At 63.6% G+C, this 12,692-nt stretch carries 9 protein-coding genes; 1 reads left to right on the top strand and 8 read right to left on the bottom strand.

The features are described from left to right. Window positions 1-27 precede the first annotated feature (27 nt). Window positions 28-930, top strand: coding sequence for a DMT family transporter (locus tag ACR0NY_RS05000; RefSeq protein ID WP_170337918.1), 903 nt, complete (start codon window positions 28-30; stop codon window positions 928-930). Here ACR0NY_RS05000 and glmM read toward each other — a convergent pair. The 8 genes from glmM to gltS all read right to left on the bottom strand — a co-directional run bounded on the left by glmM (window position 924) and on the right by gltS (window position 12,691). Next, window positions 924-2,270, bottom strand: a complete 1,347-nt coding sequence (gene glmM / locus ACR0NY_RS05005; RefSeq protein ID WP_170337916.1) for a phosphoglucosamine mutase — start codon at window positions 2,268-2,270, stop codon at window positions 924-926. The two genes, ACR0NY_RS05000 and glmM, sit on opposite strands and share 7 nt — an antisense overlap. A 35-nt stretch (window positions 2,271-2,305) precedes the next feature. Next, the gene (gene folP / locus ACR0NY_RS05010) at window positions 2,306-3,304 is read right to left on the bottom strand and encodes a dihydropteroate synthase (RefSeq protein ID WP_170368697.1); all 999 of its coding nucleotides are present in this window, start codon (window positions 3,302-3,304) and stop codon (window positions 2,306-2,308) included. Then, window positions 3,301-4,221 (bottom strand): dihydroneopterin aldolase, encoded by a 921-nt coding sequence (locus tag ACR0NY_RS05015; protein WP_170368698.1) that lies wholly within the window; start codon window positions 4,219-4,221, stop codon window positions 3,301-3,303. Before ACR0NY_RS05015 ends, folP begins: the two co-directional genes overlap by 4 nt. A gap of 102 nt (window positions 4,222-4,323) precedes the next feature. After that, on the bottom strand, window positions 4,324-5,700 hold the full coding sequence (locus ACR0NY_RS05020) for a multicopper oxidase family protein (protein WP_170368699.1): 1,377 nt from the start codon (window positions 5,698-5,700) through the stop codon (window positions 4,324-4,326). Window positions 5,701-5,779: 79 nt separating this feature from the next. After that, the gene (locus ACR0NY_RS05025; protein ID WP_170368700.1) at window positions 5,780-6,421 is read right to left on the bottom strand and encodes a cell wall hydrolase; all 642 of its coding nucleotides are present in this window, start codon (window positions 6,419-6,421) and stop codon (window positions 5,780-5,782) included. Window positions 6,422-6,607: 186 nt separating this feature from the next. Further along, window positions 6,608-9,169 (bottom strand): putative PEP-binding protein, encoded by a 2,562-nt coding sequence (locus ACR0NY_RS05030; RefSeq protein ID WP_170337907.1) that lies wholly within the window; start codon window positions 9,167-9,169, stop codon window positions 6,608-6,610. Between the two features lie 66 nt (window positions 9,170-9,235). After that, window positions 9,236-11,470, bottom strand: a complete 2,235-nt coding sequence (gene glyS, locus ACR0NY_RS05035; RefSeq protein WP_170368701.1) for a glycine--tRNA ligase subunit beta — start codon at window positions 11,468-11,470, stop codon at window positions 9,236-9,238. Window positions 11,471-11,479: 9 nt separating this feature from the next. Next, complete coding sequence (gltS, locus tag ACR0NY_RS05040) at window positions 11,480-12,691, bottom strand: sodium/glutamate symporter (protein WP_170368702.1); 1,212 nt, start codon at window positions 12,689-12,691, stop codon at window positions 11,480-11,482. Window position 12,692: the final 1 nt, after the last annotated feature.

Raw genomic sequence — 12,692 nt, forward strand, 5'->3', positions numbered from 1 at the left:
TCATGCAGAACGGATGAACGGCCAGCGATGGTGCCTCAACCCAACATACGCGACTGGAGCGGCGTCATTGCCCTGGGCCTGATCTGGGGCGGCACCTTCATGGTCGTCGCGATGGCGTTGGAAGGCTATGGCCCGATCACGGTGGCCACGGCGCGGACGACGCTGGGCGCGGTGATGCTGCTGGCCTTGATGGGGCTGACCCGGCGGCGCATTCCCAGCCTGACACCAAGTCTCGCGTGGTCGGTAATCCTGATCGGCATCCTGTCCACCGCGCTGCCTTTCGTGCTGCTCAGCTGGGGGCAGCAATATGTACCCTCGGCCTTTGCCGGGCTGTCCATGGCCGCAATTCCGCTGATGGTTCTTCCGCTGGCGCATTTCTTCTCGGATGAACCCCTGAACCCACGTCGTTTCGTCGGGGTATCGCTGGGCTTCACCGGAGCGCTGGTGCTTATCGGCCCAGGGCTGGCGCAACTGGGCAGCGGGGCCGAGCCGCTGGCACAGCTGGCCTGCATCGGGGCGGCGTTCTGCTATTCGGTGGCGTCGATCCTGACCCGGCGCTGCCCGCCGATCGACCCGGTGGTACTGGCCGCACTGACATTGGTGGTGGGTGCGGTGATCCTGCTGCCGATCATGATGGTGACCGAGGGCGTGCCCGCACCGCAAGGCCTGCGCCCCACGCTTGCGCTGATCGTGCTGGGCCTTGTGCCCACGGCCTTTGCCACCCTGCTGCGGGTGTCGATCATTCGCAGCGCCGGGTCGGTCTTCATGACTCTGGTGAACTATCAGGTGCCGGTCTGGTCGATGATCTTCGGCGCGTGGATCCTGTCCGAGGCACTGCCGCTGCGGTTCTACATAGCATTGGCGCTGATCCTGACAGGCATGGCCATCAGCCAATGGTTCAGCCTGCGCAAGTTGCTGTTGGGCTACTGACGCGCGGCGGCTTCGACCTCGGCCACGATCCCATCGACCACCTGTGCCAAAAGGGCGTCATCCTCGCATTCCGCCATCACGCGGATCAAGGGCTCGGTGCCCGACTTGCGGATCAGCAACCGCCCCTGCCCGTTCAGCCGCGCCTCGGCATCAGCAATCGCGGCCTTGACCGTTTCCGCTTCCAGCGGGGCCTGCCCTTCGCCATAGCGCACGTTCTTCAACAGTTGCGGCACCGTCTCGAACTGCTGCGCCAGATCCGAGGCTTTGCGCCCAGAATTCACCATCTCGGCCAGGAAATGCAGCCCCGCCATCAGGCCATCACCCGTCGTGGCATAGTCGCTCATGACGATATGGCCGGATTGCTCGCCGCCAAGGTTGAACCCGCCTTCCCGCATCCGCTCGACCACATAGCGGTCACCGACCGCCGTCCGTTCCAGCCGTAGCCCGCGCGCACCCAGGAACCTCTCCAGACCCAGGTTCGACATGACGGTCGCAACAAGCGCGCCGCCTTTCAGCCGTTCGGAAGTGGCCCAGGCGGTGGCCAAAAGGGCCATGAGCTGATCACCGTCGGCGACCTGTCCGGTTTCATCAACGATCACCACCCGGTCGGCATCACCGTCGAGGCAGATGCCCACATCCGCCCCATGCGCCACGACGGCCTCGGCCGCCACGCGCGGCTGGGTCGAGCCGCAGCCCAGATTGATGTTCTTGCCGTTGGGCGCGGTTCCCACCGGGATCACCTCGGCCCCCAGTTCCCACAGCACTTCGGGTGCGGTGCGGTGCGCGGCGCCGTTGGCGCAGTCGATCACCACCTTGAGGCCATCCAGACGCAACTCGCGCGGCAGAGATGACTTGACCCGCTCGCCATAGCGGAATCGGGCGTCATCGACACGCCGGGCACGCCCGATATTCTGCGCCTGCGCGGGTTTGACCCCCTCTTCGATCAGCTGTTCGATCTCCAACTCGGCCTGGTCGGACAGTTTGAATCCATCGGGGCCGAAGAACTTGATCCCATTGTCCTCGGCCGGGTTGTGGCTGGCCGAGATCATCACACCCAGATCGGCCCGCATCGACCGGGTCATCAGCCCGACCGCCGGTGTCGGCACCGGCCCCAGCAGCAGCACGTTCATGCCGGTCGACGTCAGACCCGCCGTCAGCGCGTTTTCCAGCATATAGCCCGACAGGCGCGTATCCTTGCCGATCACCACCCGATGAACGCCCGAGCCATCCCGGCGGAAGTACCGCCCCACCGCCGCGCCGATCCGCAACGCCATCTCGGCCGTCATCGGATAGGTGTTGGCGGTGCCCCGCACCCCGTCGGTTCCGAACAGCTTGCGCATACCTGTTACTCCACAAAGTCCTGCCTGCGACCGGATTACCGGACAGCGGCCCACAGGCGCAAGGCCTGAGCGGTCTCTGCCACGTCATGCACCCGGATGATCTGCACACCTTGCGACAATCCGGCCAACGCAACGGCAATTGATCCCGGCGCGCGGGCATCCTTGCGCGGTTCCGCGCCGACCCGACCGATGAAGCCCTTGCGTGACACGCCAAGAAGGATCGGGCAGCCCAACCCGTGAAACAGGCTGAGACTGCGTAGTAGGGTCAGATTGTGGTCCTCGGTCTTACCAAACCCGATACCCGGATCGACGATGATCCGGCCCCGATTCAGCCCAAGGCCTTCCAGCCGGGCCACTTGCCCCGACAGGAAATCGAAAACGTCCAGCAGAACGTCACCATAGGTCGGGTTGTCCTGCATCGTGGCCGGGTCGCCCTGCATGTGCATCACGCAGACCGGCGCGTTGATCTTGGCGCAGAAAGCGCCAAGCGCGGGATCGAATGTAAAGCCCGAAACGTCGTTGATCAGCCCCGCCCCGGCCTCGACCGCGGCCCTGGCCACGGCGGATTTGCGCGTGTCGATCGAAATCAGCGCCGGTGTCTCGCCCCGGATCGCGTGGATCAAGGGCTGGGTGCGGGCGATCTCTTCGTCCTCGGGCACGAAATCCGCACCGGGACGGGTAGATTCACCGCCGATGTCCAGAATGGTCGCACCGTGCGCGACCATTTCCCGGGCCGCCGCACACGCGGCGTCGGGGGTGTTGTGCTGGCCACCGTCGGAGAAGCTGTCGGGCGTGGCGTTAAGGATGCCCATGATCTGCGGCTGCGTCATGTCCAGACCGGCAATCGCGGCGCGCGGTCGTGTCAGCCGGTCCTGCCACGATTCAGGGATTTCGGCGGCCGCAACGATCCGGGGTGCCGCGTCACGTTGCAGGCATTCGGCATGGGTGAACCACAGGCCCTGCCCGGCCAGTGGCAAGGCCCCGTCCGGGCGCATCGGCCCGTGTTGCACCAATGGGCGATAGTAACTGGTCAAAGTTGCGCCTGCTCCACCGGAACCGCCCGGAGCGGCGTTTTGGGCGACTCGGGCAAATCCCCGCCGATCACCAGCATTTCGCTGGCCTCGAAGGTGGCGGCGAACCAGGCGGCCAAGGCCACCGCATCGGACGGTGCCGCCGAAGGTCCATCGACCGCATCCAACACGATCTTGGACGGTGCCCAGACACAGATCTGACCGTTCTTCATGGCCCAGTCCAGTTCGGTCCGGGTCGAGACGACGACGCAGCGATGATCACGCGCGGCCAGCACCCAGGCATTCTGCTCGATCGCCAGCAGGTCGATCCGGCGCTGGGTCATGGCATGCCCGGTCTGCGGCACCGGTAGTTCGGAAGCACCCACGCACAGAATCAGCGGTCGCTGTCGGTTTTCCAACTGGTCGATCCAGCCCGACAAATTGGCCGACTCAATCGCTGCATTCGACAGAAAGACCAGCCGGGGATGTGGGCGCTCTTCCTCGATGACATCGTGATGGACGGCATCCTTGCCACGAACGATCTCGACACCCAAAGCACCCGGGCCGCGATCCAGTTTTTCAATGCGGACAAAAGCTCTTACCGCCTGAGGTTCAAGCAGGATCCGCTCGGCTATTCGATCCGCCAGTGTCTCGAGCAAGTTCAGACGCTCGGCCGCCAGTTCATAGGCGATGGCCTCGGTCACCCGGTCATAGGACAGGATGCGATCGACATCATCGTCGATGTTTTCGGTCAGCGGCCGCACTTCGACCACGATGTTGAAACAGATGCGCTGGGTGGTGCCCCGTTCGGCCTGAAAGGCGCCGATCTCGACCTCGACAATGTGGTCGCGCAACGAGATACGATCCAGCGGCCCGCGTGGCGCAGTCGCCTCGGACCGTTCGGACGGGTGCGCAAAGGCAAGGCGGATTTCAGTACTCATGGCACGGGCCTTTTCGGGCAGCTTGGACAGGTTTGCCCAATTTAGTGGTTCCGCGCGGCTATAGCATTCAAGCAAACGCCATTCCAGCCGCCGAATGCGGCGTCAGGTGACGCGGTACCAACTCATCATACCCGATGCGGCGTGTCCAAGCATATGGCAATGCAGCAGCCAGTTGCCCGGGTTATCGGTGACCAGCGCAATCTCGCGAGTCTCGCCACGTTCGACCAGAACCGTATCGCGCCATGGCCCAAGACTTCCGTCCGGCAAGATCAGCCGAAAGTGGTGGCCATGCAGGTGCATCGCGTGCGGGAATACCGTTTCGTTGACAAAGGCGATCCGGTGAACGCTTCCCAAGGGCGCGTCCAGAAACGGGTCATCGGGTCGCTCGGCGTAGCCATTCAGCGCCCAGAACCGCCCCAGCTGAGCCAGTTCCCGGCCCGAGAGCTCGGTCTCGCCAATCCGCGCGCTTTCGAGCCAGCGCATGGCACCGCCCTGCAGCCTCATCTCGTGCCGCGGTACGTTGTTGAGGTCCGTCAATTCCGGAAGCGGGTTCGGCGGCAATGGCCGAACTCGCGACCGGGGAGTGGATGCCGCCTGCCCTGCCACCACAAATCTCGCCAAACCAAAGGCGCCGTCACGTTCCTGACTGAACAGGCTTGCCGTTTCCGCATTCGCAGCCAGCACATCCACCAACAAATCCGCTCGTTGTGCCGGGGCCAGCGGGAACGTGTCCTCAATCGGGATCGGCTCGGCCAACGGCATTCCATCCAACGCGACGATCCATCCGATCATTCCGTCCAGGCCAACGGTGAAGACACGCGCATTCGCAGCGTTGATCAACCTCAGACGCAGTCGTTGGTTTTGTTGAACAGGAAAGGATGGGTCGAATGCACCATTGACCGTGATGAGGTTTCCCAACCGTCCAGCATGGCTGAGGTCATGGCCGTTGTCGAAGTCTTGGGTAATCTGGGCCGTTTCCGGATCCAGTCGCCAGTCATCGAGCATCAGCACCAGATCCTGCTCCACATCCGGCGCTTCGGACTCGTGCACGATCAATGGGCCATACAGGCCACGGGCCACCTGTTCGACTGACTTGTTATGCGCATGATACCAATAGGTTCCGGCGTCCGGCACGATGAAATTATAGTCGAAGGTCGCGCCGCTTGGAACCGCATCCTGTGTCAGCCCCGGCACGCCATCCATAGCGTTGTCGATGCGGATACCGTGCCAATGAACCGAGGTGGCTTGCGGTAATTCGTTCACCAAGCGGCGTTGAACACGCTCGCCTTGCTGCAGATGGATGGGGCTGCCCGGCACCTGCCCACCAAAGCCCCAGATAGCGGTTTCCGGAAACCCCGGAGGGGCAATCAACTGAGCGCCCTCGCGCGCAGTCAGGGTCAGCGGCGCGGAGCGCGCTAGCGTTGGAAACACCGCAAGCGCGGCGGCAGATTTCAAAAGGCTTCGGCGGCTCAGATTCATTGCGGGTCTCCTTGCCCGCAATATAGCCCTTGGTTTCACCCGCGCCATCAACGTTCCAGCGCGGGTGCGTCAATGCGCGCTAGTTGCTCGCAGTGCGGTAGTTGTGGCGGTAGAAGATATGCACACCGATGCGCGCAGTTTCCTTGTAAACGCGCGACCACGACGGGCGCACCGCCTTGGTGTGGTAATGCGTGGCCCCCGACGTCAGCGGGTCGCTGACCCCCTCGATCGCCGCTTTGGCAACTTTGGCCACCCGCTCATAGGCTTTCTTCTCGTGAATGACTTCCTTGCGGCCGTCACAGGTATAGGTGAACTGGCACTGATATTTCTTGCCTGTTCCCTGGCGGATGACGCCGCAGACGCTGTCCGGGAAACGGGTGCTTTCCACCCGGTTCAGAATCACCTCGGCAACCGCGAATTGGCCGCGCACGCTCTCTCCGCGCGCTTCGAAATACAGGGCCTCGGCCAAGCATTTCAGATCTTCGCCACCGCTGGCCTTGGGCTGTTGGTCCAGCCAGGCCTTGGTGTAGGAAATCTCGACCGGTTGGACCTCTTTCCTGGGTTGGAACAGCTTCAGATAGTCGCGAAAGCTTTGTCCCGGCACCTGGTTGCGCGACACCAGTTCGCGCTTGGCAGTCTCGGTCGCTTCCCTCTCGGCAACGGACGCACTCGGCATCACGGTTGCCGCCGCAATGGCAACAGCCAGTATATATCGTAGCATCAGATAACCTCGCACAGGCACTTCACGCGCCATACCCTCCCCCGGCGGGCGCGACGGGGTCATAACGCAGAAGGCGCGAAAGGTCCAGTTCCGAGGAAAAAGCAAGAAAAATCTTGCCCGCGGGGCCAAAATTAATCAGCCACAGGTCCATCCCGAAACCACTATTCCTAGGGCTTTGACGGCCTGTCAACCCCCAAGTTTTGACGAAATCGCCAACTGAGCGGCAGCCAGCCGAGCGACCGGGACTCGGAAGGGTGAACAGGACACATAATCGAACCCCAAATCCCGACAAAGGGCGATTGATTCGGGGTTGCCGCCATGTTCACCACAGACCGAAAGCGTGACATCGGGCCGAGCTGTACGCCCCCGCTCCGAGCCCAGCTTGAGCAGTTCGCCGACCCCATCGGCGTCCAGAACATGGAACGGATCCTCGGTGAACACCCCCTGCCGGACATAGGCCGACATGAAGCGTCCCGCGTCGTCGCGTGACAGACCATAGGTCATCTGCGTCAGGTCATTGGTGCCGAAACTCAGGAACGAGGCATGAGGAGCGATTTCCTCGGCGCGCAAACAGGCCCGGGGCGTTTCGACCATCACACCCAACCGGTATTCAAACTCCTGACCACGCTCGGCCGCGACGGCTGCGGCAACTGTGTCCACCCGCGCCTTGATCAGTTCGACCTCGCGCTTGGCCGAAACCAGCGGGATCATGACCTCGGGCACCACCGGCGCGCCATTTTTGCTGGCTTCGAGCGTCGCCTCGAAGATCGCGCGGGCTTGCATGTCATAGATCTCGGGCACCGTGATACCAAGGCGTACGCCCCGCAACCCCAGCATGGGGTTGTATTCGCTCATTTCGTCCACCCGACGCTCCACATCCGAAACCGGAAGATCCAGCGCTTCGGCCAGTTCGCGCTGCCCGCTGCGCGTGGTCGGCAGAAACTCGTGCAGAGGCGGATCGAACAGTCGGATGCAGACGGGCTGCCCTTCCATGATCCGGAAAAGCTGCACAAAATCATCGCGTTGCATCGGAAGCAACCGCTCCAGAACCGCCGCGCGTCCCGATGAAGTCTGAGCGAAAATCATCTCGCGCATCACGATCAGACGACCGGGGTCGAAAAACATATGCTCGGTTCGGCACAACCCGATCCCCTGCGCCTGGAAGTTCCGCGCAGCCTGCGCGTCGGCAGGAGTGTCGGCGTTGGCACGAATTGATATGTCACGCTCGGCGTCGGCCCAGCTCATCAAAGTCTGAAAACAGTCATCCAGTGCAGCTTCGAGCATCGCCGGCTCGCCCCCCAACACCTGGCCCGAGCTTCCGTCAATCGTCAGAATGTCGCCTGTGGTGAAAACGCGGCCGTCCGGAACGGTAAGCTGCTTTTTCTTGGTCTGGAACCGCATCTCGGACGCGCCGACGATACAGGGCAGCCCCAGCCCGCGCCCGATCACGGCCGCATGGCTGGTCATGCCACCCTTTTCGGTCAGTACGGCGACCGCGGCGTGCATGCCGCGCACATCCTCGGGCGAGGTTTCACGGCGCACCAGAATGCAGGGCTCGCCGCGCGCCGCGCTGGCCTGTGCCTCGGCCGAAGTGAACACGATCCGGCCGGTGGCCGCCCCGGGACTGGCCCCGATACCCGTGGTCAGCACGTCACGCTTGGCCTCGGGATGCACCTGACGGTGCAGCAACTCATTCAGAGAATGCGGGTCGATCCGCATGACGGCTTCCTGCGGGGTGATGATGCCATCCTCGGCCAATCGAACAGCGATCCGCATGGCGGCGCGGGCGCTGCGCTGAACGCGGACCCCGTCCAGAATATGCACCTTGCCGTTTTCGATCACGAATTCGACCTGCATCTCTTCGCGCAATTTGCGCCGCATCAACGCCGCATGGGCCTTAAGGTCGGCAAAGGCCTGAGGCGCAACATCCTCGAGCGCCTGCCCGCGCGGGTCTTTTTCAAGGTAGAGGGCCGCAACCCCCTCGCCCAGCGCATCACGCCCCTGGCTTTGGCTCAGGTAGCGGCCTGTGATCTGCGGCATGCCGGTCGAGGAATCCACCAGCTGCAACACCCCCGATCCGCATTCGCCCTGACCGACGCCAGGGATCATCTCCTGAATGACAAGGCCCAACCCGGCATCCGCCGGAGCGCCCTTGGCTTGCCGCAACAGGCGGGCGGACGTACCGTCCCACGCCCGCGCCATCGAGCGCAGGACCGCCAGCAACTGCTCGCCGCGATCCTGGGGGAACGCTTCGTCGGTTTCGTCTTCATAGGCGCGCAGGGTCTGGCGCAGGCCTTCGCGGCCATCGGCTTCGATGTCGTCGAAAACATCCGCGTCCAGACGCGCGACGTGAATCGCATAGCTTTGGACGAACCGCAGATACAGTGCGGCGGCGGCCTCGGGACCCATCTTGTCGGACAATTCCACGAAACGGGCATCGTTCATCCCGATGTTCAGAACCGCGCCGGGGCCACCCCAGTCAGGGTCCTCGGAACTGGGGCGCACGCACAGCAACGCCGATGCGTCGAACTGTTCAAGTATAGCTTCGATTGCCGGGATATCGCCGTCAGCGATCCGCCGCACCTGATCGAAGGACAGGGCCACCGTACGCGGTACGGGAAGGTCCAACCGCACGAGGCGCTGCAGACATTTCGCCCGGCCGCCATGGGTGTCGGCGGCGACAGGAGCATCAGGAGTGATGAGCGTGGTATGCGGATTATTCTGCACTGCGGCACCTTTTGGTTTCACCGCAGCATAAGCGCCCCAGCCTTCCGCGCAAGGGCCTTGTGGGCGCGCCAGAGCGCGCCCTTTGGGTCAGCCTTCGATCTTGGTCAGGTCCGCGACGCTCGAGCAGATCTGGCGGATCTGGCTCAGCAGATTCAGGCGGTTGCGGCGCAGCACGGCATTGTCGGAATTGACCTGCACGTCCTCGAAAAACGCGTCGATGGGCCCGCGCAGCGCGGCCATGGCCGCCATCGCCGCCGGGAAATCCTCGGCCTTGAGTGCCGGTGCAATCTTGGCCTGTGCCTGATCCAGCGCGGCGAACAGGGCCTTTTCGCTGTCGGTATCGGCGAATTTCAGGTCGGCACCGAACGAGTATTCGACCCCGTCCTTCTCCTCGGCCTGGGTCAGGATGTTGTTGGCGCGCTTGAACCCCTGCACCAGATTTTCGCCATCTTCGGTCGCGATCACCGTATTCAACGCGCGGGCGCGTTTGACCAGCAGGTTCAGGTCGTCATTGCCGTCCATCGCGATACAGGCGTCGATCACGTCGTGGCGAATGCCCTCGTCACGTAGGAAGACCTTGAGGCGGTCGTGGAAGAAGGTCAGCAGATCCTCCGACGCATCGGGCACCTTCCGTTCAAGATGCATAAAGTCCGTCACTTGGTGTTTCCCGGCCTCGTCGCCCGCAAGCTTCTCCTTCACCGTGCGGAACGCCGCTCCGAAAACACCGTGATCGGCGATTTCATCCAACAGCTCTGCGACATGCTCGTCGTGCAAGGCCTCGTTCGAAGCCGCTTCGGCCCGAACCAGTTGCGCGTCGAAGAAACGGTCGAGCTTCAGTCGCAGATCATTGTTCAGGATCAATCGGGTCACCCCCAACGCCGCGCGGCGCAGCGCGAATGGGTCTTTCGAGCCGGTGGGCTTTTCGTCGATCGCCCAGAATCCAGTCAGCGTGTCCAGCTTGTCGGCCAGCGCCACGGTCACCGAGAGCGGCGCGGTCGGCACGTCATCCGACGGGCCCAGCGGCGAGTAATGCTCCTGCGCCACGACGGCCACGGCGGCGTCTTCACCAGCGGCCTCGATGTAATACCGCCCCATAAGCCCCTGAAGTTCGGGGAATTCATAGACCATTTCCGAACTCAGATCGGCCTTGGCCAGCCGCGCGGCTTTCTCGGCCTGGTCCGGGTCGGCGCCCGTCACCGGGGCCAGTTCGCGGGCCAGTGCGGCGATGCGGTCGATCCGCTGCGCCTGGGTGCCCAGCTTGTTGTGGAAGGTCACGTTCTCAAGCGCGCGGGTCCATTGCGTGATGTCGGCCTTGGCGACGCGCAGGTCGTTCTCCCAAAAGAATTTCGCATCGGCCAGACGCGCCGACAGCACCTTCTGGTTTCCGGCCAGAATGGTAGCGCCATTGTCGGTGGTCTCGCGGTTGGCCACGGTGATGAACCGTTCGATCCGCCCCGTCTTGGGATTGCGGACCGAGAAGAATTTCTGGTGCTCTTTCATCGAGGTCTGCAGCACCTCGGGCGGCAGGTCGAGGAATTCGCCGTCGATCTGCCCCATCAGCACGACCGGCCATTCGACCAGCCCGGCCACCTCGGCCAGCAGGCCCTTGTCCTCGACCACCTCCAGACCGGCGGCAAAGGCTATGTTCTGTGCGTCGTTCCAGATGTGCTCGGCCCGTTCCTCGGGCGAGAGCACGACAAAGGCGCGCTTCAGCTTGGCGGCGTAGTCCTCGAACCCGGTTACGGCAAACCGGCCCGGCGCCATGAAGCGGTGGCCCTCGGTGGTGTCACCGGCGGTGATCCCGTCGACCTCCATCGGCACGACCTGCGCGCCGGCTTCATCGCTGAGGATGCACAGGATCGAATGCAGCGGCCGCACCCAGCGCAGGGCCCCGCTGCCCCAGCGCATGGATTTCGGCCAGGGGAAGTTGCGGATCGTGTCAGCCAGAACCTCGGCCACGATCTCGGCCGCCGGGCGCCCCGGTTTCTCGATCGTCGCGAAATAGACTGCACCTTTGGGCGTGTCCCGTTCCTCCAGCTGGTCGCGGCTGATCCCAGCGCCACGCAGGAAGCCATCGATGGCCTTGTCCGGCGCGCCAACCTTGGGGCCCTTGCGCTCTTCACGGATGGTGGGGCTTGCGGCCAGAAGCCCCTCGACCGCCAGCGTCAGGCGGCGCGGCGTGGTCAGGGCATGGGCATGGGCATAAGTCAGACCGGCCTCGACCAGACCATCGGTGATCCGTTTTTTCAGATCTTCGCCGGCGCGGGTCTGCATGCGCGCGGGGATTTCCTCGGAAAACAGTTCGATCAGCAGGTCGGGCATTTTCGATCCTTAGAAATTGACGATCGTCTGGATGACGATGGCATTGGCGATATCCACGAAGAATGCGGATACAAGGGGGAGCACGATAAAGGCAATAGGCGAAGGCCCGTATCGCTTGGTTACGGCGGTCATATTGGCAATTGCGGTCGGTGTCGCGCCCAGCGCGAAGCCGCCGAACCCCGCCGCCAGCACGGCTGCGCGGTAGTTGGCGCCCATGACCGGGAACAGAACCCAGATCACGAAAGCCACCGCAAACAACGTCTGCGCCGTCATGACCACCACGATGGACAGGCCCAGATCGGCGATGGTCCACAGCTGCAGGCTCATCAGCGACATGGCCAGAAACGCGCCCAGCGCGAATTCAGAGATCAGCGCCAGCGACGGCGTGCGCGACACCGGCGCGGCGCGCGGGGCCAGCAGCGGGCGCAGGTTGCCGATCACGATGCCCATGATCAGGCAGGGCACGAACAGCGGCAGTTTCAAACCCGCGGCCAGGATCACCTCGGACAGAGCATAGCCCGCGATGATGGCCATGTTCAGGTACAGCAGCACCCGCATCACCGTCAGGTGGTCAATCTTCGCGGCCGCGTCTGACGGCTCGTCGGGCACGCCGATCGTGTGTTCCTCGTCCGGGCGATTTGGCGACAGGTCGCGCCCTTCGATCAACAGGCGCGCGATGGGGCCACCGACCAGCGCAGCCAGAACCAGGCCCAGGGTCGCCACGGCCACTCCCAGCTCGGTCGCGCCCTCAAGCCCGGTGACCTGCGCCACCTCGGGCGCCCAGGCGATGGCGGTGCCGTGGCCGCCGATCAGGGCAGCCGAGCCGAACAGAACGCCGGACTGCGCCGGATAGCCGAAGGCCGCCGCCCCCGCCGCGCCGATCAGGTTCTGCGCCACGATCGTCAGCAACGTCAGGATCAGCAGCAGCACCAGAGGCTTTCCGCCCGCGATCAGATCGGACAGCCGGGCACTCAGGCCGATCCCGGCAAAGAACAGCACCAGCAGGAAATCCCGCGCGGTCAGGTCGAACTCCAGTTCCATACCGAACAGCAGATACAGCGTCAGAACCACCAGCGAGGCCAACAGACCGCCGGTCACGGGTTCGGGAATGTTGAACCGTCGCAGGATCTCGGCGCGGGCGTTGATCTCGGCGCCCATCAGATAGACGGCAAAGCCCAGCGTTGCCGTCAGAAATCCGGGGATTTCAACGATGAACCCCATC

The sequence above is a fragment of the Ruegeria sp. BJ5 genome, assembly GCF_056537865.1.

Excerpts from the sequence above, each read along its gene's own strand:
- glyS (WP_170368701.1), bottom strand. The coding sequence starts at position 11,470 with ATGCCCGACCTGCTGATCGAACTGTTTTCCGAGGAAATCCCCGCGCGC.
- gltS (WP_170368702.1), bottom strand. The coding sequence starts at position 12,691 with ATGGGGTTCATCGTTGAAATCCCCGGATTTCTGACGGCAACGCTGGGC.
- ACR0NY_RS05000 (WP_170337918.1), top strand. The coding sequence starts at position 28 with ATGGTGCCTCAACCCAACATACGCGACTGGAGCGGCGTCATTGCCCTG.
- glmM (WP_170337916.1), bottom strand. The coding sequence starts at position 2,270 with ATGCGCAAGCTGTTCGGAACCGACGGGGTGCGGGGCACCGCCAACACC.
- ACR0NY_RS05020 (WP_170368699.1), bottom strand. The coding sequence starts at position 5,700 with ATGAATCTGAGCCGCCGAAGCCTTTTGAAATCTGCCGCCGCGCTTGCG.
- ACR0NY_RS05025 (WP_170368700.1), bottom strand. The coding sequence starts at position 6,421 with ATGCTACGATATATACTGGCTGTTGCCATTGCGGCGGCAACCGTGATG.
- ACR0NY_RS05015 (WP_170368698.1), bottom strand. The coding sequence starts at position 4,221 with ATGAGTACTGAAATCCGCCTTGCCTTTGCGCACCCGTCCGAACGGTCC.